Here is an 18,853-nt window from a genome sequence, read left to right as displayed (position 1 = left end):
TGTTACCTGCTGGTGCGTATCTCGACCAGGACGAATTCCCGGCCGTCCGGATCGGCGGCCTCGCCGGCCGCCTTCCATTCGCCCCTGCCGACGTCGAGGTTCTGCGTGGCTCCGTCGGCGGTGAGCTGTACGGCGGCGTCGTGGCCGGCCTCGCCCTTCACTCCGTAGACGGAGGGGATCTCCAGGGTGAGGCGGCCGGAGGCGCCGGTGGCGCGGAAGCAGACCTTGTCGCTCCTGCGCGAGTACACCTCCAGCAGACCGGCGCCGGAGGCGCAGTCGGCGAGCGTGATGTGGCCGTCGCCGCGCTTGAGCGTGATGCCACGCTGCGCCTTGACGGCGTCGGCGCCGGGGTAGGCGAAGTCCTCGACCGCGTAGCCGGGCGCGCCGTCGGCGGCCGGCGCCGCGTGACCGGCGGCGGCGCGGGAGGCGGGCGGGTGGTGGGAGGTGAGCGGGGCCGACGCGAAGGCGACGGCTCCGGCGCAGGCGGCGGCGACCGCACCGGTGGTGATGATCCGCCGTGCGTGTTTCAAGGTGGTGGTCCCCCTGACGAGAGTTGCCGTGCGTGCCCTGTGCCCGTCCCGTCGCGGGACGGTGGCGCTACTCCGCTCGCCGCCTGAAGTACGCCTGTACGTCCGCTATATGACGGTACGTCAGGCAGCATTGGAGGCCGCTGCATTCAAACAGCCGCACGGCTGCGCCGCCACTGATTTGAACGGCGCCGCCGGTGTGAACGCGGGCGCCGGCCGCCCGTCCGCCGTGCGGCCGGCGCCCCGTCAGGTCAGGACGCGGTGGGGGTCCAGTCCCCGAGCCAGTCCGCGACCTCCTGCTCGGCGGCCTGCGCGGCGCTCAGCTGGGGCCGGTCGGTGCTCGCGGCGCCCGCTCCCGCGCCCTTGTTCTGGTACTCGGCGAACCGGTCGTCCCGCCAGGAGAAGCCGCTCATGTCGGTCCAGGGCGCGGTCCTGATCGCCGCGCTCAGCGTGCTGTTGCGGACCGTGGCCTGCGGGTCGAGGCTCGCGTCGCCGCCGGCGTGCCAGGGGCGGCCGAGGTAGAAGCTGCGGTCGGAGACGTCCCCGCCGATCGTGGTGCCGGCGATCAGGATGCCCTTGCGGCCGGCGGCGGTGCTGGGGGCGGTGACGTAGCCGGCCGAGGTGCCGTTGAAGCGCTTCTTGAGCGTGATGACGGACTTGTCGATCACCGCGGTGGCGCGGCCGAAGATGAAGTCGACGTTGCCGATCACATAGGAGTTCGTCATGTAGACGCGGCCGAGCCTGTCCTTGGAGGCGGTGTCCACCAGCAGGGTGTCCTGGTCGCCGCTGACGATGACGCCGTCCAGGAACACCTTGTCGGCGGCGGTGCGCAGGGCGACCGCCTGGCCGGCGATGTCCTGGTGGGCCGCCTCGTCGAAGTCGTTGGAGATGGTCAGGTTGCGGGCCTGGAAGTCGTCCGCCTCGACGGCGACGGTCGCGCTGCCGCCGGTGCCGTACGTGCCGCCGCCGGGCTTGGGCGTGCCCGAGGCGTTGTTGTAGACGATCGTGGTGTCCTTGCGGCTGCCGCCGGTGCCCCGGATGGTGACGTGCGGCTTGTCGGACGGCACCTTCACCAGCTCGCGGTACGTGCCCGGCTTGACGGCGATCACCACGCGCGAGGTGTTGTTCGCGGGTACGGCGTTCACGGCGGCCTGCACGGTCGAGTACTGCCCGCTGCCGTCCTTGGCGACGGTGAGCGTGGTCGCGGCGGCGGCCCGAGCGGTGGCGGCCTTCGTCGCGGCCCCGGTCGTGGCCGTCGTCGACCTCGTGGTGGCCGTCGTCGTGCCGATCGACCTGCGCGGTCCGGCCCCGGACTTGAGCAGGGCGGGTACGTCCGCCGCCTTGTCGAGGGTGTATGGGTAGTACGTCCTCGGGTCCCAGGCCGCGCCCGACCCGCCGCTCTCGTTCCTGCCGCTCGTGCCGGAGAACAGGTTGCCGCGCTGGACGAGCGTGGCCGTCGCGTCCCGGACCACGGGGTCGGTCATCCCCTGGAAGTTGGAGTTCTCCAGCACCATGTTGGTCCGGCCGCGGGAGTAGTTGCCGTAGGACGACTTGATCGCCGTCCCCGCCACGTCCTCCAGGAAGTTGTTGTAGAGGTGCGCGTGCGCGACGTTGTCCGTGGAGGGGTTGCGCTGCTCGGTCTCGCGGATCCAGTTGTGGTGGATCGTGATGTCGGCGGTGACGTTGTCGGTCCAGCCGATGCCGAACGCCTTGTTCTCCTGGCTCAGCTTGTTCCAGGAGACGGTCAGGTAGGTCGTGTCCTTGCGGCTGTCGATGAGCCCGTCGGCCATGTGCCGGATGTCGTTGTGGTCGATCCAGACGTGGTGCGCGCCGTCCATCTGGATGCCGTCGTAGTCGTGCTCCTTGTCGTTCCAGACGCCCTGGTAGGCGTCCCGGATCGTCAGGTTGCGCAGGATGACGTTGTGGACGCCCTGGCCGAGGAAGAAGCCGCCGCCCACGATCTGCCCGGCGGTCCCGGAGCCGACGATCGTCTTGTCCGACTGGACCTTGATCTCCTTGCCGACCGGGTTCATGGTGATCGTCGCGGCGACGACGATGACGTACGGCTCGGGGGCCGTCGCGTACTTCTCCAGGTCGGCGAGGGTCTTCACGGTGACGGTCCGGCCGTCGCGGCCGCCGTACGTGCCGTTCTGGCCCAGGGCGTGGACGGACGCGAAGCCGTCGGCGGAGGCGGTGGTCCAGTCGGGCGCGGCCGTGGTCGCGGCGGCCGCCGTCGCCTGCCCGGCCGCGCCGAAGAGGCCGGTGCCGTAGGCGACGGCGCCGGCGGCGATCAGTGCGAGGGGGAGACCGGCCGAGAGCGCCTTGCGGCCTCTGCGGTGACGGGGCCCGGCCGATGCGGTCGATCCGGCCGTGCCGTCCGGGGCGGGCGTCCCGGCCGGCTCCGGTGACGTGCGGCGATGCTCGCTCATGCGGCGAACCCTTCCGTGTGTGGGGGCTTGACTGCGGGGGAGTCGCCGTCCGTCGCGGGAAGGTTGCCGGAGCTTGCCGAACTCGCCGGACGTCTAAGGAAGTTGCGGCGAGGCGGCGGGGGGTCCGTCCGGGGGAGGGACGGGCGCGCCCGGCAGCCGGAGCGTCGCCACCGTGCCGCCGCCGTCCGCCCGGGCCAGGGTGACCTGGCCGCCGGCCTGCTCCACCGTGCGGGCGACGATCGACAGGCCGAGCCCCGAACCGGGAAGGGCGCGGGCACCGGGCGAGCGCCAGAAACGGTCGAAGACGTAAGGGAGTTCGTCGGCGGGGATGCCGGGGCCGTGGTCGCGCACGGTCAGCGTGCCGTCCGCGAGCCGCACGTCGACCATGCCGCCCTCGGGGCTGAACTTCACCGCGTTGTCCAGGACGTTGACCACCGCACGCTCCAGCGCGGCAGGCTCCGCCCGGGTGTACCAGGGCTCAAGCGAGGCGGTGATGGTGAGCTCAGGCCCGCGCAGCCTGGCCCTGCGCAGCGCCGACTCGACGATGTCCTCGAAGGACACCACCTGCACGCGCTCGGCGCGCTGGTCGTCGGAGCGGGACAGCTCCTGGAGGTCGCCGATGAGCGCGGCCAGCTCGGTCATCTGCGCCTTCACGGAGGCGAGCAGCGCCTTGCGGTCCGCTTCGGGGATCGGACGGCCCGTCTCCTCGCTGCGGGTGAGCAGCTCGATGTTGGTGCGCAGGGAGGTCAGCGGGGTGCGCAGCTCGTGCCCGGCGTCCGCGATCAGCTGCTGCTGGAGTTCGTGGGAGCCGGCGAGGGAGGCGGTCATCGAGTTGAAGGAGCGCGAGAGCCGGGCAACCTCGTCCTCGGCGTCCTCCTCGACGGGGATCCGCACGTTCAGGTCCTCGGTGCGGGCCACGTGCTCGACGGCCTCGGTGAGCCTGTCGAGCGGCCGCAGCCCGGCCCGCGCGACGGCGAGCCCGGCGGCGCCGGCGCCCACGACGCCGATGCCGGAGACGAGCAGGAGGATGAGGGCGAGTTCGTTGAGGGTGGACTGCGTGCCCTTCAGGGGGACCGCGAGTTGCAGGGCGACCCCCTGCGAGTCGTTCTGGTCGACTCCCAGGTACATCGTCAGCACGCGTACGGCTTTGCCGTGCTCGTCGGTGCCGTTGCGGAAGAGGGCTTCGCCCCTCTTCGCGTTCTTGATCACTTCGTGGTCGGAGCCCGTGACCTCGACCGTGCCGGGGGAGGTCGGGTCGACGCAGGGAGCGCCCTGTTCCTTGATCGCCTGGACGTAGTTGTTCCGGCCGGGGAAGGGCTGGGTGCTCCCCCGAGGACTCTGTGTGCACCTCTGCAGAAGCGCGTTGACCGTGCCCGGCCTCTGGGCCATCTCCGTCAGGTCATCGTTCACCTGGTCGTACAGCTTCCCCTGCACGATGAACCAGCAGGTCACCGACACCGCCGCCACCGCGAAGGCCACCGCGGCGGCGACCAGCAGCGACAGCCGGGCCCGGATGGGCAGGGCCCGGAACCTCCGTCCGACCCTGTTCACTCGGCCCCGCCCTGCCGCAGCACGTACCCCACGCCCCGCACGGTGTGCACCAGGCGCGGTTCTCCGCCCGCCTCCGTCTTGCGCCGCAGGTACATCACGTACACGTCCAGCGAGTTGGAGGAGGGCTCGAAGTCGAAGCCCCAGACCGCCTTGAGGATCTGCTCGCGGGTGAGGACCTGGCGCGGGTGCGCGAGGAACATCTCCAGCAGGGTGAACTCGGTGCGGGTCAGCTCGACCGGGCGTCCGCCGCGCGTCACCTCCCGGGTCGCGAGGTTCATGCGCAGGTCGGCGAAGGCCAGGGCGTCGTCGGCCGGGGCCCCGGCGCCGGCCGTCGCCGCGTAGGAGCTGCGCCGCAGCAGGGCCCGCACCCGGGCGAACAGCTCGTCGAGTTCGAACGGCTTGACGAGGTAGTCGTCGGCGCCCGCGTCCAGCCCCGTCACCCGGTCGCCGACCGTGTCGCGGGCCGTCAGCATCAGGATGGGGGTGGTGTCGCCCGCGCCCCGGATGCGGCGGGCCGCCGTCAGGCCGTCCATGCGCGGCATCTGGATGTCCAGCACGACCAGGTCGGGGCGGTAGGCGATCGCCTTCTCCAGCGCGTCCGCGCCGTCCACGGCGACCTCCGTGCCGTACCCCTCGAAGGCGAGGCTGCGCTGGAGTGCTTCGCGCACCGCCGGCTCGTCGTCGACGATCAGGATGCGCTGGGTCTCGCGGTCGCCTTCGGCGGGGCTCATGGGCGTGGGTTCCTCGGGTGTGGTGGGACGACGGGGAGCCGGCCCGCTGAACGTGCTGGATGCGTTCAGCGTCGCACGGTTCGCGTGGTGTGCGTGAAGGGCGGGGTCAGGCGCGCATCGCCGCGAGCCGCTTCAACGGCACCTTGCGCTGATGGGGGCGGGCGGCCGTGGTGCGCAGGCCCATCAGCTGCGGGGCCGCGACCTCGGGCGCGCGCCGCCCGGCCGTCGTCGGCGGGTGCAGCGCGGACGCCACGTCGAGGGCCAGGGCGAGGTCGGCCGCGCCGACACCGGTCACCGTGTGCGAAACCTGCTGGATCATGACGTGCTCCCTGGCTCGGTCGGTGAGGGGTTCAGCTGTCGGATCCGCCGGCCCGCAGCGTGGCGAGGTCGGCCTTGACGGTGTTGATCGGGATGGCGAAGCCGAGGCCGACGCTGCCGGCGTCGGAGGAGGACGAGTCCGCCGCGGCCGAGTACATCGCGGAGTTGATGCCGATGATGTCGCCCGCCGCGTTGATCAGCGCGCCGCCGGAGTTGCCAGGGTTGAGGGAGGCGTCCGTCTGGAGCGCCTTGTACGTCGTGGTGGACTCGCCGGTGTCGCCGTTGAACTGACGGCCGCCGAACTGGAACGGCCAGTTGTCCCCGCCGCCTTGCTGCTGCTGACCCTGGTTCTCTCCGGTGGAGACGGTCACGTCCCGGTTCAGGGCGGAGACGATGCCGCTGGTGACGGTGCCGGTCAGGCCCTCGGGCGAGCCGATCGCCACGACCGTGTCGCCGACCTTGACGCCGTCGGAGTTGCCCAGGGTCGCCGCCTTGAGCCCGGAGGCGTTCTCCAGCTTGATCAGCGCGAGGTCCTTCTTGCTGTCGGTGCCGAGGACCTTGGCCGTGTACGACTTGCCGTCGCTGGTCGTCACCTTGATCGAGTTCGCGCCCGCGACGACGTGGTTGTTGGTGACGATCTCCCCGTCGCCGGTGATGATCACGCCGGAGCCGGTGGAGGTCCCGTTGGCGAGCGTGGCGCCGACCTCGACGACGCTCGGGCTGACCGACTCCGCGATGGTGGCCACGTCACCCGTCTTGCCGGACGGCACCACGCTGGTGGTGGTGGACGACGAGACCACGGTGTCCTTGCCGGTCAGCTCCTGGATGCCGTAGGCCGTGCCGCCGCCTATCGCGGCCGCCACGACCGCCACGGCGGCGAGCAGCGCGAACGGGCCGCGGGCGCGCTTCTTCCTGCCGGGCGGAGTCGGCCCGGCGGCCGTCGCGCCGAACGGAGCGGCCGCGCCCCCGCCGTGGCCGTGGCCCGCGCCGTCCCCGGTCTGCGTCTGCCACACGGCGGTGGGCTCGACCGGCGGCTGCGCGGCCGGCCGGTACGCCGGCGGGGGCGGCCACTCCGGGTTCACGGGGGAGGGGGGCACGGGAGAGGCGGACGCGGGGGAGGAGGCGTGCTGCCGGGCGCCCTCGTACGGGGCCTGGTACGGGTTCTCGTACTCGCCGCTGCGGCGGAAGCTCTCGGTCATGGAGAGAAGCGTGTCGCCTCACCATGAGAGCACCCTGAGTGCTCCCTGAGAACGGGAGCAGAACCTCGTATGTCCGCCATAAAGGCCGAACCGGCAGCGGGGCGCCGCCTCCCGGACGCCTCCCGGACGGCTCCGGGACGGCTCTCAGGCGGCTCTCACGGACGGACCGCCGCCGCGGGCTGCTCGCAGCCGCAGGAGCGGCGGGCCACCAGGCGGGAGGGGAACACCTTGAGCCGCTCGCGCCGCGACCCGGCCACCCGCAGACCGTCGTCCAGGACGAGGTCGACCGCGGCGCGGGCCATCGCCGAGCGGTCCGATGCGATCGTTGTCATGGGCGGGTCGGCGAGGGCCGCTTCCTTGATGTCGTCGAAGCCGATGACCGCCAGCTCGCCGGGCACGTCGATGCGCAGCTCGCGCGCCGCGCGCAGCAGGCCGATGGCCTGGTCGTCGGTGGAGCAGAAGACGGCCGGGGGGCGGTCGGGGCCGGACAGCAGTTCCAGGGAGACGCGGTAGGCGTCGTAGCGGTTGTACGGCGCCTCGAAGAGGCGGCCCTCCGTGCTGATGCCGGCCTCGTCCATGGCCCGCCGCCAGCCCTCGACGTGGTCGGAGACCGGGTCGCCGACGGAGGGGGTCTCGGCGGTGCCGCCGACACAGGCCACGTACGCGTGACCGTGCTCCAGGAGGTGGCGCACGGCGAGCCGGGCGCCACCGAGGTCGTCGGTGACGACGGCGACGTCGTCGATGGCCTCGGGCCGTTCGTGCAGCAGCACCACGCGCGCGTCCCAGGCGTCGATCTCGGCGGCCGCCTGGTCGTTGAGCGCGTGGCTGACGAGGATCAGGCCGGAGACCCGCATCCCGAGGAACGCCCGCAGATAGTGGACCTCGCGCTCGGCGACGTAGTCGGTGTTGCCGACCAGCACCATCTTCCCGCGCTCGGAGGCGGCCTGTTCGACCGCGTGCGCCATCTCGCCGAAGAACGGCTGACGGGCGTCGGGGATGATCAGGCCTATGAGGTCGGTGCGCCGGGACGCCATCGCCTGGGCTACCCGGTCGGGCCGGTACCCCAGCTCCTTGATGGCGGCGAGGACACGCTCGCGCGTGGCCGGGGCGACCGGCCGGGGTCCGTTGTTGATGACGTAGCTGACGACCGCGGTGGAAGTCCCCGCCAGCCGTGCCACGTCATCGCGAGTCACCTTTGCCACGCGCGGAGTCTACGCGGATGGACCCGCTCTGGGCAGGGCGGACAAAACCTTCTCAGAGCGTGGGCGACGCCCTGTCCGGGCGGGTGCGGGGCTACCGGTGGGTACTAGGCGTCCGCCGGCACTTCGGCGGCGTCCTGGGCCGCCGCGGTGTCCGCATCCTCCGTCTTTGCCCGCCCGGACCGCTCCGTTCCGGCCTTCGTCTCGTCGGTCGGCCGCTCCCCCTTCTCGGGGGTAACGAATCGGTAACCGACGTTGCGCACCGTTCCGATCAGCGACTCGTGCTCGGGGCCGAGCTTGGCGCGCAGACGCCGTACGTGGACGTCGACCGTGCGGGTGCCGCCGAAGTAGTCGTAGCCCCAGACCTCCTGGAGCAGCTGGGCGCGGGTGAACACCCGGCCCGGGTGCTGGGCGAGGTACTTCAGCAGCTCGAACTCCTTGAAGGTGAGGTCCAGGACCCGCCCCTTCAGTTTCGCGCTGTAGGTCGCCTCGTCCACCGACAGGTCGCCGTTGCGGATCTCCATCGGGGAGTCGTCGGCCACGATCTGCTGGCGGCCCATGGCCAGCCGCAGCCGCGCCTCGACCTCGGCCGGACCGGCGGTGTCGAGCAGCACGTCGTCGATGCCCCAGTCGGCGGTGACGGCCGCGAGACCGCCCTCGGTCACGACCAGGAGGAGCGGACAGCCCGGGCCCGTGGAGCGCAGCAGCTGGCACAGGCTGCGGACCTGGGGCAGGTCGCGGCGGCCGTCGACGAGGATGACGTCGGCGCCGGGGGTGTCGACCAGGGCGGGGCCCTCCGCCGGGGCCACCCGCACGTTGTGCAGCAGCAGGCCGAGGGCCGGCAGCACTTCCGTCGACGGCTGGAGAGCGTTGGTCAGGAGCAGCAGAGAACTCATCTGTCTGGTTCCTCCTCGGTCCCTGCGTGGGGCTCTCCCGCGCCTCGGGGGCGGTGGGGGAGTCGTGCGGCACTGCGGCTGTTGCGGCCGGCTCGCGTTCCCGGGGCCCGTACACCCGCGGCCACCTGGTGTTTCCCACCCGGACGCCGCTTCGTATACAACGCTTCCGAAAGCACGAAAGGACCCGGGGGCTGCGCTGCCCGAGTCCTCTGTCCAGCAGAATAGCCCACATGAGCAGGAGCCCGGCAGGTCGTGTGGCGCGTTCCACCGTTCGTCCGCATTCCGAGACGGGCGGGTGCGCACCATTGCGGACGTTTCTGACCACAGCCGACGGGATTCCGCTCGATTCCGTATACGAACCGGGTGAGGCCGTATACGAAACGGCGGATTCGGCCGATTCGGCGGATTCGGCCGACGCGGCCCGGCCGGCCGCCTCCCGCCCGGTGTTCGTCGTCGCACACGGGTTCACGGGTGACGTGGACCGCCCGCACCTGCGGCGGGCGGCCGCCGTCCTCGCCCGGCGCGGAGCCGTCGTCACCTTCTCCTTCCGGGGGCACGGCCGCTCCGGCGGACGCTCCACCATCGGCGACCGCGAGGTGCTGGACCTCGCCGCGGCCGTCGCCTGGGCGCGTTCGCTGGGGCACACGCGCGTGGTGACCGTCGGCTTCTCGATGGGCGGCTCCGTGGTCCTGCGGCACGCGGCCCTGCCCGGGGAGGCCGTGGACGCCGTGGTCTCGGTGAGCGCGCCCGCCCGCTGGTACTACCGCGGCACGGCTCCCATGCGCCGCCTGCACTGGCTGGTCACCCGCCCGGCCGGCCGGCTGGTCGGCCGCTACGGGTTCCGCACGCGCATCCATCACCGGGAGTGGAACCCGGTGCCGCCGTCCCCCGTCGAGTCGGTGCCCGGGATCGCGCCCACCCCGCTGCTGATCGTCCACGGTGACCGGGACGCCTACTTCCCCCTCGACCACCCCCGCATGCTGGCCGAGGCCTCCGACGGACACGGCGAACTCTGGCTCGAGCACGGCATGGGCCACGCGGAGAACGCCGCGGACGACGGCCTGCTCGCCCGCATCGCGGACTGGGCGGTCGCACGGGCGGGCTAGCCTGGGCCCTGCCGGCCAACGCGCCGGCCACCGAGACGCGAAGTGACGAACGGACATGAGGAACGAGATGGCAAAGGTCACGGTGCGCTACTGGGCGGCCGCCAAGGCCGCGGCCGGAGTCGCCGAGGAGCCGCACGACGCGGCCACGCTCGCCGAGGCGCTCGCCGCCGCGCGGGAGCGACACCCCGGCGAACTCGTGCGTGTCCTGCAACGATGCTCGTTCCTCGTCGACGGTGACCCCGTGGGCACCCGCGCACATGAGACGGTACGGCTGGCCGACGGCGGCACGGTCGAGGTGCTCCCGCCGTTCGCAGGAGGGTGAGATGACCGACCAGCCGTACGACGCCTCTTATCAGGGGGACCGCCCCCACCCGGGCTACGAGGGCTACCAGGGCCACGACGGTCACGGCGGCGACGAGAGCCGCGAGAGCTACGAGGGTCACGAGGGCTACGACCCGCACGCCCGCCGGCAGCCGCAGCCCCAGCACTCCCACCAGCAGCAGGCCCAGCAGCAGCAGGCCCAGCAGGCATGGCCCGGGCAGCAGCAGGGGTACGACGACCCGCAGGCGCACCTCCATCACACCCAGCAGTGGCAGGGCCAGACCTGGGAGACCAGCGTGCAGCAGCCGGTCACCGCGGCCGACCCGTCCCGCACGCCTGCTCCGGCCCGCGGCGACGACGGCCCGGCGTACGGGAACCCGCACGCGTCCTACGGGAACCCGCAGCCCGCCTACGGCGACCGGTCACCCTCTTACGGGGACCAGTCCACCTACGGGAACGACCCGCAGTCCGGGTACGGGAACGACCCCGGGTACGGCGTCGCCGCGGCCCGCACGGACCCCTCCGGGTACGGCGTCGCCCCGGCCCACGACGGCGCCTTCGCGTACGGCGGCGACACCGGTCACGGCCGCGGTCCCGCCCACGACCACGGTCAGGGCCAGGATCACGGCCAGGGTCGGGGCCAGGGTCAGGATCACGGCCAGGGACAGGGGTACGCCCCGGCGTACGGCGTCCCGTCGGCCGCCGCGCCGCTGCCGCCGGAGCACGGCTCCGCGGGCGCCGCCCGGCAGACCCCCGCCCCGCGCCAGGAGGCCCCCGCGCCGGCCGCGGACTCCCCGACCTCCGGACCCACCTACGGGCCCGCCACCCTCGCGGGCAACGCCCGCGTCACCGACGCCCAGCGGGCCCGCCTGGAGGGACGCTCGCCGATCATCGAGCCGGGCATGCAGCCCGCCGCGCTCACCGCGCTCCTCGGCCTGCTCCTGTCCGGCACGGCCGCGATCGGCTCCTACGCCCTCGTCGTGCCGCTCGTGGCGCTCCAGGCCGTCACTGCTGCGGGCTGGTTCCGGCTGAACGGCATGTGGCCGGCCCGGCAGGGCATCGCGCTCGCCTTCCTCGGGGCATTGGTCTCGGACGTCGTCCTCCTCGCGGCCGGTCGCGAGCACGCGCCCGCCGCGATCCTGGGCACCCTCGGGGTCTGGGTGCTGCTCTGCCTGGTCCTGCAACTGCGTTCGCACGCCGACCCCGACGAGCGCATGTACGGGCTGATGGCGACCGTCGCGTCCTCCGCCCTGGCCGTCCTGGCCACGGGCCACCTAGGCGCCGAGCCGGACGCGGTGACGGTCGGCGCGGCCGCGGTGGCCGTCGCCGTACTGGCCCGTGCGCTGCCGCTGCCCACCCCGGCCTCCGTCGTGGTGGCGCTGCTGGCCGCGGCCGGCGCCGGCATCGCCGTCGGCCGGATGACCGGACTGGGCGCCGGCGGCGCGCTGCTCGGCGCGGGCGCGGCGGTCTGCGCGCTCATCGGCCACCGGGTCGCGAGCTACGACTACCCCTCCCGTTTCGTGCACTTCACGGCGGGCGTCGCCCTGCCCCTGACCGCCGCGGCCCCGGCGGTGTACGTGCTGGGACGGGTGCTGGCGTAAAGGCGCCCGCGCGCGGACGGAGGCGTCGGGGGTCTGTCACAGGTGATCGACAATCCGACGGCCTCCGGTGCGTGCCGGGTTACCTTGAACCGTTGTCAACGAGAACCGGCCGGTCCGGGTGGACCGGCCGCAGTGGACCGTTCACCGTGAACCGTTCAGGCCATCCGGGTGGGGGAACTGCCGCATGCGTGCGCTTCGAATACTGCTGGTCGTCGTCGTGGTCCTGGGCGGCCTGTTCGTGCTCGCGGACCGCCTCGCCGTGAACTTCGCGGAGGGCGAGGTCGCCGACAAGGTGAAGTCCCGCGAGGGCCTGGCCGCCACGCCGGACGTGTCCATCAAGGGCTTCCCGTTCCTCACCCAGGTCGTGGGCGGCTCGCTGGACGACGTCGAGATCGGCATCAGCGACTACGAGGCGGCCACCGGCACCGGCGGCCGGACCATCCGCATCGACGACCTCCAGGCGGACATGAAGGGCGTCGAGTTCTCCGGCGACTACAGCTCCGCCACCGCCTCCAGCGCCACCGGCACCGCGTCCATCACGTACGCCGAGCTGCTGAAGACGGCCAAGTCCCAGCCGACGCAGGTGGTCCGGGGCGTCACCGCCAACGTGATCGGCCTCTCCGACGGCGGCAACGGCAAGATCAAGGTCGCCGTCCAGGCCACCGTGCTCGGCACCAGGCTGCCGCAGCCCGTCTACGTGCTCAGCACGGTCACCGTCGAGGGCGACACCGTCCGCGTGCACGCCGACTCGCTGCCCAGCTTCGGCGGGGTCAGGGCCGCCGAGAACGAGGTGCGCTCGATCACCGACTTCCAGCAGAAGATCGACGACCTTCCCGGCGGCATCAAGCTCGACAAGGTGGTCGCCGCGCAGAACGGCGTGGACATCACGGTGAAGGGTTCGAACGTCAGGCTGGCCGGGTAGAACCGACCGACGTCGGCTCCTGTCCGCCCACGGCCGCCCCGCGCGGCCGGCCCCGGACGGGCCGCGCACCGCCTTGGACGGCGAACGTCCGACAGGCGAGACGGGGCAGTCCGCCCCTCAACTGTGACGACCGCTACAAGCGCCCGGAACCCGTGTCCCCACGGCCCGGGCGCTCTGCGTGTCCCGACATGCGGACGATCGCGTCTCACTATGCGGAGCGTTGGTGACATGGCAGCCTGTCCGTCCCTACGATCGACGACATGATGCAGCGACAGGCGGATCTCACGAAGCGGCGGGCAGTAGACCTGTGCCGCGTCGCCGCCATGCTCTGTCGCCCCTTCTGAGCGGAAGCGCCGCCGGCCTTCCGCGCCTCCCGGCGCCCTCGAACCGAGGGCATCCGTGCGCGCCGCCCGCCGGCGAGCCCCGGCCGCGCACCCTCACTTTTTCTTGCACACCCCCGCCGTAACTGCCCCGGAGGAGAACAAGCATGAGCCGCAGCGACGTCCTGGTCGACGCCGACTGGGTCGAGGCCAACCTCGACAACGCCGACATCGCCATCGTCGAGGTCGACGAGGACACCTCCGCGTACGAGAAGAACCACATCAGGAACGCGATCCGGATCGACTGGACCAAGGACCTCCAGGACCCGGTCCGCCGTGACTTCGTCGACCAGGAGGGCTTCGAGAAGCTCCTGTCCGCGAAGGGCATCGCCAACGACACGCTGGTGATCCTCTACGGCGGCAACAACAACTGGTTCGCCTCCTACGCCTACTGGTACTTCAAGCTCTACGGCCACGAGAACGTCAAGCTTCTCGACGGCGGCCGCAAGAAGTGGGAGCTGGACGCCCGCGAGCTGGTCGAAGAGGTGCCCGAGCGCCCTGAGACCTCCTACCAGGCCAAGCCCCAGAACAAGGCCATCCGCGCCTTCCGCGACGACGTCGTGGCGGCCATCGGTTCGCAGAACCTGGTCGACGTCCGCTCGCCCGACGAGTTCAGCGGCAAGCTGCTCGCCCCCGCGCACCTGCCGCAGGAGCAGTCGCAGCGTCCGGGCCACGTCCCGTCCGCCCGCAACATCCCGTGGTCGAAGAACGCCAACGACGACGGCACCTTCAAGTCGGACGACGAGCTCAAGGCCCTCTACGCCGACGAGCAGGTCGACCTGGCCAAGGACACCATCGCGTACTGCCGCATCGGCGAGCGCTCGGCCCTGACCTGGTTCGTGCTGCACGAGCTGCTGGGCGTGGAGAACGTCAAGAACTACGACGGCTCCTGGACCGAGTACGGCTCCCTCGTCGGCGTCCCGATCGAGCTCGGCGCCAACAAGTAACCAGGCCGCGCCCCAGCGGGCGAACGGACAAGAAGCGAACCCGACCGGCCTTCCGGTCAGACATCTCTGGAGAAGCACATGTGTGGAGCGAAGGCCGGCGGCCCGGACGCCTCGACGATCAAGCCCGGTGAGACCACCATCCAGGGTCAGGTGACCCGGGACGGCGAGCCGGTGGTCGGTTACGTCCGCCTGCTGGACTCGACCGGCGAGTTCACCGCGGAGGTCCCGACCTCCGCCACCGGGCAGTTCCGCTTCTACGCGGCCGAGGGCACCTGGACCGTGCGCGCCCTCGTCCCCGGCGGCACCGCCGACCGCACCGTCGTCGCCCAGCAGGGCGGCCTCGCGGAGGTCGCGATCGCGGTCTGACCGACCGGCGAGGGCCGTGTCCCACGGGTTGGACGCCCGGGACGCGGCCCTTCGCCGTGTCCCGGCCTACCCTGGATGCATGCTGGCCCGCCGACGGCACGTGTACTTCGCGATGATGGGCACCTGCATCGCGCTGTTCGTGCTGGCCTGGGCCGTCGTACGCCTCTGGTCGGTGCCGGCGGCCGTCGGCATGTGCGTCGTGGCCATGCTCATCCCGCCGGTCGCCGCGATGGTCGCCAACCGGCGCGGCCCCGACGACCGCTGGTGGGACGACCCCTCGGGCGATCCCAAGTCCGACGAGTGGTGGGACGAGCTGGACGGCAAGCACCGCCGCCCCCGCGACCGCCCCTGACCCCCCCGGCCGCGCCGCCCTCTGACACCGGGCGTCGGGCGCCGCTAGTACACCAGCGCCTGCGTCTCGTCCCCCAGCGCCTCCTGCACGAACACCTGGGCGCCGGCGATCCGCACCCCCTCGATGACGTCCTTCTCCGTGATGTCCCGGCGGGCCGCGCACTGGGTACACAGCGTGAGACGGCCGCCGGCCAGCACCGAGTCGATCAGATCGGGCAGCGGGGCCGCGTGCGGCAGCTCGAACTCCGCGGCCCGCCCCGGCAGCGCGAACCACGCGGACTCCCCGGTCAGCCACAGCGACACCTCGACGCCACTGGCCACGGCCACCGCCGCCACCGTGAACGCCTGCGAGCACCGCTCGGGAGCGTCCGCCCCCGCCGTCACCTTGATCACGAGCTTTTTCGCCATGCCTGAATCGTAATCAACTCCCTTACAACTGCCGGTGATCACCACGGGTCTCCTGTGCGACGCGCGACGCATGCGCACTACACACTTCTGAGGGGGATGTCGTGGAAGGTCCGGAAAGCGTCGACGAGGCCGAGCCGGTCAGGGCTCGCCCCGGCCCCCGGCCCCGTGGCCGTACGACGCTGATGATCGCCGGGGCGGCCGTGCTCGGGATCGTCGCGGGCGTCTGCACCGGATACGTGATCCAGGCCGGCCGCGCGCCCACCGCGCTGCCGTCGCTGTCCCAGCCGGTCGTCGGCCAGGCCGAGGGCGAGGTCGAACCGCTGTCGGCGGCGCGGGACCGCCGGGTCAGGACCGACGGCGACCTGCGCAAGCTGCTCGTCGAGCGGCCCAAGGGAGCCAAGGCCGGCCGGTCCGCGCTGGGCGCCGACGGCTGGGTCGACCTGACCACGTACGCCGAGTACTACAAGAAGCCGATCGGGGCCTTCAACGGTCTGGTCGAGGACGAGTTCCGGCGGGCGGCCACGACCTCGTGGACGGTGGGCGAGACCTACGAGGTGGTGATCGACCTCGTGCAGTTCCGCCAGGAGAACGGTCCGGCGGCGTCCGGGTGGGCGGACAACGGGCGGCACTGGGCGGAGGACGAGGACGACACCCGCAGCTGGCCCCTTCCCGGCACGGGGGAGGACAACGGGATGGCGTACGTGCACGACACCCCCGAACGGAAGCCCGGTTACCTCCCGATGTACTCGGCCGAGGCACACGCCTGGCGCGGGGACGTCTACATGGAGGTCCGCATCTACGACAGCAAGCCCGTACCGAAGGCGAAGATCATGGACCTGGCCGCGCGGCAGATGGGAATGCTGTGAGCGAGACCAGCGAGACCAGCGAGACCAGCGAGACCAGCGAGACCGGCGAGACCGGCGAGACCAGCGAGACCGGCGAGACCTCCGAGGCCTCCGAGGCCTCCGAGACCCGGGAGACTCCCGAGGCTGTGGCCCGCCCTGCTGTCACCGCCCCAGTGGCCCCCGGACGTGTCGTCGCCGGTCCCGATGTCCCCGAACCCGCCGCCGCGGAGCCCGTCACCGGAGCGCGTCGGCGCGGCCGTCTCGTGGCCGTGGCCGGATCCGCGCTGCTGGCCTGCGCGGTGCTGGGCGCCGCCGGCTACACCGTCGTGACCGTCCAGGACGCCGACCGCGCGCCCGGCAGGCCCACCTGGGAGCCTCCCGCCACCCCCGCCGAGGGCGGTCCCGAGGCGGGTGCGGGCGCAGCCCGGCGGGGACTGAGCGCGCTGATGCTGCCGTTCGGCACCGACGGCTACCAGCGCGGTCCGGACCGGGCCGAGTTCGGCTCCGACGCGGAGTTGAGCGGTGCGCAGGCCACGGCCCTGCGCAAGGAGGCGGTCAAGGACATGCCCAGCGCCTCCCGGCGGAAGCTGGAAAAGCTGATCGACAAGGATCACGTCAAGGGCATGGCGATGCGCAGCTACACCGCCGTCAGGCCGGACGAGGCCGAGGGCGAGCCGACCCGCTTCGTCTTCGACGTCACCCTCTCGCGGCTGGAGAGCCGGACCGCCGTGCGCCGCTCGGTGACGAACTTCAACGGCTTCGTCGCCGCCGTGGACGTCTTCCGCAAGGGTCCGAAGATCGAGGGCCACCCGGACGCACGGTGCTTCCTCAGCCCCAAGGGCAAGAAGAAGCACGTGGCGGCGGCGCTCTGCACGGCCGCGGTGGGAGACGTCCTGGTCAGCGTTTCGGCGGCAGCCCCCGACCCGGTGGACGGGGCGTTCGTCGCCAAGTTCTTCGCCGCACAACTCGACCGTATCGACGACCCGGGACAGGCCGTATGACCACCGAGCGCACCGCACCGCAGCCCCGGCAGGCGCCGGAGCCGTCCGAGGACCCGCGACCGCGGCCCGAACCGACGGACGGCGCCGACGGGAACGACACCCCGCCGCCCCCGGCGGCCGCAGCCCCCGGCGAGACTCCCGCCCCCGACGCCCCGGCCCGTGCCCCCAAGGACCGCCGGGCGCTGCGGGCCGTCCTGCGCTGGACCGCCGTCGTCACCGTGTTCGCCGCGCTGGGGGCCGGGACGGCATACGGGATCACCCGCATGGAACGCACGGACCTGCCCGGTCTCGCCACCGCCTCGGACGGTCGCTGGGACTACCCCGAGCTCGAGCGAGCGCCGCTGCCCTCCGGCAGCCCGTCCCCGTTCGCCACGGAGAACCCGGGCCTCGTGCACTACGCGGACCTGCGTGCGCTGCGCGTGCCCGCGCCCGAGGGCGCGACCCAGGACCCGGCACTGCTCGGCGACGACGGCTGGCTCGCGGCGAAGGACTTCCTTCCCGTGTTCGAGAAGAAGGACGACCGCGCGCACGTCGGACAGGAACTCGTCGACACCGGACTGCGGCACATCGCGGCCCGGGGCTGGACCACCGAGGACGGCACCCGGACCGGCGTCTACCTGCTCCGGTTCCCCACGGACGCGATGGCCGCGCGCGTCTACGCCGAGCTCACCGAGTTCAACGGTCCCGTGTACCCGGTCCGCGGCGCCGCCGAGACGAGGTTCGACGACGACTTCCCGGTCGCCGCCGATTCCCGGAACGTCACGCGGCAGGCCTACGACGAGGTGAAGCCGTACGGCGCGCAGCACGTGCGGCAGGCCTATCTGCACGCAGGCGACGTCGTCGCCCTCGTCGTGCAGTCCCGCAGGGGCGTCGCGGCGGCCGTGCCGTTCCAGCAGACCGTGGCCCTGCAGAGCCGGCTGCTGAACTGAGGGCCGCCAGGCGTACCTCGCAGGGAGGGCCGGGGCCCGGCCGCGTAAGCTGGGGCCCGGCCCTGTCGTACGTGTCCCGAGTCGTACGCACCCCGAAGCACGCTCATCCGAGGAGCCCCCGTGGAGATCTTCTTCGAATCCCTGCTGGTCCTGGTCTGCGTCGGCGTCCTCGCCTTCGCCGGTCTGACCGTGAAGAAGCTGTACCAGGGCCAGCGCTGACCTACCAGTCCAGGAACTGCCACTCATGATCGAGATTCCGTCCGACCTCCACAAGGACCTCGTCCCCCTCGCCTTCCTGCTCGGCAGCTGGGCGGGCGCCGGCGTGCACGACTTCCCCGGGTCGGAGAAGTGCAACTTCGGGCAGGAGGTCACCTTCGGCCACGACGGCCGCGACTTCCTGGAGTACCACTCCCGCACCTGGGTCCTGGACAAGGACGGCGAGAAGGTCCGCCCCCTGGAGTCGGAGTCCGGCTTCTGGCGCATCGACGCCGGCCGCAAGGTCGAGGTGACGATGGTCCGCGACGACGGCGTCGTCGAGATCTGGTACGGCGAGCTGGCCGACAAGAAGCCGCAGATCGACCTGGTCACGGACGCGGTGGCCCGCACGGCCGCCTCCGGCCCGTACACCGGCGGCAAGCGTCTGTACGGCTACGTCAAGAGCGACCTCATGTGGGTCGGCGAGAAGCAGACCCCCGAGGTCGAGCTGCGCCCCTACATGTCGGCCCACCTGAAGAAGGTCGTCACCCCCGAGGACGTCGAACGCTGGGCGAAGGCCCTCCCCGACGACATGCCGGACGACGGGATCGCCTTCTTCAAGTAGTCCTAG

Annotated in this window: 21 protein-coding genes; 12 read left to right on the top strand and 9 right to left on the bottom strand. The window is 72.2% G+C overall.

The features are described 5' to 3' along the window. Window positions 1-2: 2 nt before the first annotated feature. From ACGFSH_RS19280 to ACGFSH_RS19245, 8 genes are all read right to left on the bottom strand, one after another. Window positions 3-530, bottom strand: coding sequence for a hypothetical protein (locus ACGFSH_RS19280; RefSeq protein WP_393349956.1), 528 nt, complete (start codon window positions 528-530; stop codon window positions 3-5). Window positions 531-778: 248 nt separating this feature from the next. Beyond that, window positions 779-2,956, bottom strand: coding sequence for a pectinesterase family protein (locus ACGFSH_RS19275; protein WP_393349953.1), 2,178 nt, complete (start codon window positions 2,954-2,956; stop codon window positions 779-781). 93 nt (window positions 2,957-3,049) lie between these two features. After that, entirely contained in the window at window positions 3,050-4,507 is a 1,458-nt protein-coding gene (locus tag ACGFSH_RS19270; RefSeq protein ID WP_393349950.1) for an ATP-binding protein, read from the bottom strand. After that, window positions 4,504-5,238 (bottom strand): response regulator transcription factor, encoded by a 735-nt coding sequence (locus ACGFSH_RS19265; protein ID WP_393349947.1) that lies wholly within the window; start codon window positions 5,236-5,238, stop codon window positions 4,504-4,506. The genes ACGFSH_RS19270 and ACGFSH_RS19265 overlap by 4 nt, the downstream gene beginning before the upstream one ends. 106 nt (window positions 5,239-5,344) lie before the next feature. Beyond that, window positions 5,345-5,557 carry a hypothetical protein gene (locus tag ACGFSH_RS19260; RefSeq protein WP_393349945.1) on the bottom strand — a complete coding sequence of 71 codons (213 nt, stop codon included), beginning with the start codon at window positions 5,555-5,557 and terminating at the stop codon, window positions 5,345-5,347. A gap of 31 nt (window positions 5,558-5,588) precedes the next feature. Beyond that, window positions 5,589-6,755 carry a S1C family serine protease gene (locus ACGFSH_RS19255; protein ID WP_393349943.1) on the bottom strand — a complete coding sequence of 389 codons (1,167 nt, stop codon included), beginning with the start codon at window positions 6,753-6,755 and terminating at the stop codon, window positions 5,589-5,591. 155 nt (window positions 6,756-6,910) lie between these two features. Beyond that, complete coding sequence (locus tag ACGFSH_RS19250) at window positions 6,911-7,957, bottom strand: LacI family DNA-binding transcriptional regulator (RefSeq protein WP_393349940.1); 1,047 nt, start codon at window positions 7,955-7,957, stop codon at window positions 6,911-6,913. 104 nt (window positions 7,958-8,061) lie between these two features. Further along, entirely contained in the window at window positions 8,062-8,850 is a 789-nt protein-coding gene (locus ACGFSH_RS19245; protein WP_393349937.1) for a response regulator transcription factor, read from the bottom strand. A gap of 230 nt (window positions 8,851-9,080) precedes the next feature. Between ACGFSH_RS19245 and ACGFSH_RS19240 the strand changes: the two genes are divergently transcribed. The 8 genes from ACGFSH_RS19240 to ACGFSH_RS19205 all read left to right on the top strand — a co-directional run bounded on the left by ACGFSH_RS19240 (window position 9,081) and on the right by ACGFSH_RS19205 (window position 14,845). Further along, complete coding sequence (locus ACGFSH_RS19240) at window positions 9,081-9,956, top strand: alpha/beta hydrolase family protein (protein WP_393349934.1); 876 nt, start codon at window positions 9,081-9,083, stop codon at window positions 9,954-9,956. Between the two features lie 67 nt (window positions 9,957-10,023). Further along, window positions 10,024-10,278, top strand: a complete 255-nt coding sequence (locus tag ACGFSH_RS19235; RefSeq protein ID WP_329411339.1) for a MoaD/ThiS family protein — start codon at window positions 10,024-10,026, stop codon at window positions 10,276-10,278. A gap of 295 nt (window positions 10,279-10,573) precedes the next feature. Next, window positions 10,574-11,878, top strand: a complete 1,305-nt coding sequence (locus ACGFSH_RS19230) for a hypothetical protein (RefSeq protein ID WP_393350074.1) — start codon at window positions 10,574-10,576, stop codon at window positions 11,876-11,878. A gap of 184 nt (window positions 11,879-12,062) precedes the next feature. Beyond that, a complete protein-coding gene (locus ACGFSH_RS19225; RefSeq protein ID WP_393349931.1) occupies window positions 12,063-12,800 on the top strand; it encodes a DUF2993 domain-containing protein in 738 nt (245 codons plus the stop codon). 260 nt (window positions 12,801-13,060) lie between these two features. Further along, window positions 13,061-13,144 (top strand): Ms5788A family Cys-rich leader peptide, encoded by an 84-nt coding sequence (locus ACGFSH_RS19220; protein WP_350818853.1) that lies wholly within the window; start codon window positions 13,061-13,063, stop codon window positions 13,142-13,144. Window positions 13,145-13,287: 143 nt separating this feature from the next. Continuing rightward, the gene (locus ACGFSH_RS19215) at window positions 13,288-14,127 is read left to right on the top strand and encodes a sulfurtransferase (RefSeq protein ID WP_393349929.1); all 840 of its coding nucleotides are present in this window, start codon (window positions 13,288-13,290) and stop codon (window positions 14,125-14,127) included. Between the two features lie 78 nt (window positions 14,128-14,205). Beyond that, window positions 14,206-14,493, top strand: a complete 288-nt coding sequence (locus tag ACGFSH_RS19210) for a DUF1416 domain-containing protein (RefSeq protein ID WP_007382995.1) — start codon at window positions 14,206-14,208, stop codon at window positions 14,491-14,493. Window positions 14,494-14,572: 79 nt separating this feature from the next. Beyond that, window positions 14,573-14,845 carry a DUF3099 domain-containing protein gene (locus ACGFSH_RS19205; RefSeq protein WP_393349927.1) on the top strand — a complete coding sequence of 91 codons (273 nt, stop codon included), beginning with the start codon at window positions 14,573-14,575 and terminating at the stop codon, window positions 14,843-14,845. Between the two features lie 44 nt (window positions 14,846-14,889). On the opposite strand, the gene ACGFSH_RS19200 is transcribed toward ACGFSH_RS19205, so the two are convergent. After that, window positions 14,890-15,252, bottom strand: coding sequence for a DsrE family protein (locus tag ACGFSH_RS19200; protein WP_351360564.1), 363 nt, complete (start codon window positions 15,250-15,252; stop codon window positions 14,890-14,892). A 101-nt stretch (window positions 15,253-15,353) separates the two neighbouring features. Between ACGFSH_RS19200 and ACGFSH_RS19195 the strand changes: the two genes are divergently transcribed. The 4 genes from ACGFSH_RS19195 to ACGFSH_RS19180 all read left to right on the top strand — a co-directional run bounded on the left by ACGFSH_RS19195 (window position 15,354) and on the right by ACGFSH_RS19180 (window position 18,847). Then, window positions 15,354-16,118: a hypothetical protein gene (locus tag ACGFSH_RS19195; RefSeq protein WP_393349925.1), complete on the top strand. Its 765-nt coding sequence runs from the start codon at window positions 15,354-15,356 to the stop codon at window positions 16,116-16,118. After that, on the top strand, window positions 16,115-17,098 hold the full coding sequence (locus ACGFSH_RS19190; protein ID WP_393349923.1) for a hypothetical protein: 984 nt from the start codon (window positions 16,115-16,117) through the stop codon (window positions 17,096-17,098). Before ACGFSH_RS19195 ends, ACGFSH_RS19190 begins: the two co-directional genes overlap by 4 nt. After that, a complete protein-coding gene (locus ACGFSH_RS19185) occupies window positions 17,095-18,027 on the top strand; it encodes a hypothetical protein (protein WP_393349921.1) in 933 nt (310 codons plus the stop codon). The genes ACGFSH_RS19190 and ACGFSH_RS19185 overlap by 4 nt, the downstream gene beginning before the upstream one ends. 244 nt (window positions 18,028-18,271) lie before the next feature. Continuing rightward, window positions 18,272-18,847 carry an FABP family protein gene (locus ACGFSH_RS19180; protein WP_393349919.1) on the top strand — a complete coding sequence of 192 codons (576 nt, stop codon included), beginning with the start codon at window positions 18,272-18,274 and terminating at the stop codon, window positions 18,845-18,847. Window positions 18,848-18,853: the final 6 nt, after the last annotated feature.

It is taken from the genome of Streptomyces sp. NPDC048481, from assembly GCF_043200075.1.
Lineage (GTDB): Bacteria > Actinomycetota > Actinomycetes > Streptomycetales > Streptomycetaceae > Streptomyces.
Note: the sequence above shows the minus strand (reverse complement) of the source record. Positions and strands in the feature narration are given on the sequence as shown.

Bases quoted from the DNA above. Each gene is read 5' to 3' on its own strand.
- ACGFSH_RS19275 (WP_393349953.1), bottom strand. From the start codon at position 2,956: ATGAGCGAGCATCGCCGCACGTCACCGGAGCCGGCCGGGACGCCCGCC.
- ACGFSH_RS19265 (WP_393349947.1), bottom strand. From the start codon at position 5,238: ATGAGCCCCGCCGAAGGCGACCGCGAGACCCAGCGCATCCTGATCGTC.
- ACGFSH_RS19260 (WP_393349945.1), bottom strand. From the start codon at position 5,557: ATGATCCAGCAGGTTTCGCACACGGTGACCGGTGTCGGCGCGGCCGAC.
- ACGFSH_RS19255 (WP_393349943.1), bottom strand. From the start codon at position 6,755: ATGACCGAGAGCTTCCGCCGCAGCGGCGAGTACGAGAACCCGTACCAG.
- ACGFSH_RS19245 (WP_393349937.1), bottom strand. From the start codon at position 8,850: ATGAGTTCTCTGCTGCTCCTGACCAACGCTCTCCAGCCGTCGACGGAA.
- ACGFSH_RS19240 (WP_393349934.1), top strand. From the start codon at position 9,081: ATGAGCAGGAGCCCGGCAGGTCGTGTGGCGCGTTCCACCGTTCGTCCG.
- ACGFSH_RS19235 (WP_329411339.1), top strand. From the start codon at position 10,024: ATGGCAAAGGTCACGGTGCGCTACTGGGCGGCCGCCAAGGCCGCGGCC.
- ACGFSH_RS19225 (WP_393349931.1), top strand. From the start codon at position 12,063: ATGCGTGCGCTTCGAATACTGCTGGTCGTCGTCGTGGTCCTGGGCGGC.
- ACGFSH_RS19220 (WP_350818853.1), top strand. From the start codon at position 13,061: ATGATGCAGCGACAGGCGGATCTCACGAAGCGGCGGGCAGTAGACCTG.
- ACGFSH_RS19215 (WP_393349929.1), top strand. From the start codon at position 13,288: ATGAGCCGCAGCGACGTCCTGGTCGACGCCGACTGGGTCGAGGCCAAC.
- ACGFSH_RS19210 (WP_007382995.1), top strand. From the start codon at position 14,206: ATGTGTGGAGCGAAGGCCGGCGGCCCGGACGCCTCGACGATCAAGCCC.
- ACGFSH_RS19205 (WP_393349927.1), top strand. From the start codon at position 14,573: ATGCTGGCCCGCCGACGGCACGTGTACTTCGCGATGATGGGCACCTGC.
- ACGFSH_RS19200 (WP_351360564.1), bottom strand. From the start codon at position 15,252: ATGGCGAAAAAGCTCGTGATCAAGGTGACGGCGGGGGCGGACGCTCCC.
- ACGFSH_RS19185 (WP_393349921.1), top strand. From the start codon at position 17,095: ATGACCACCGAGCGCACCGCACCGCAGCCCCGGCAGGCGCCGGAGCCG.
- ACGFSH_RS19180 (WP_393349919.1), top strand. From the start codon at position 18,272: ATGATCGAGATTCCGTCCGACCTCCACAAGGACCTCGTCCCCCTCGCC.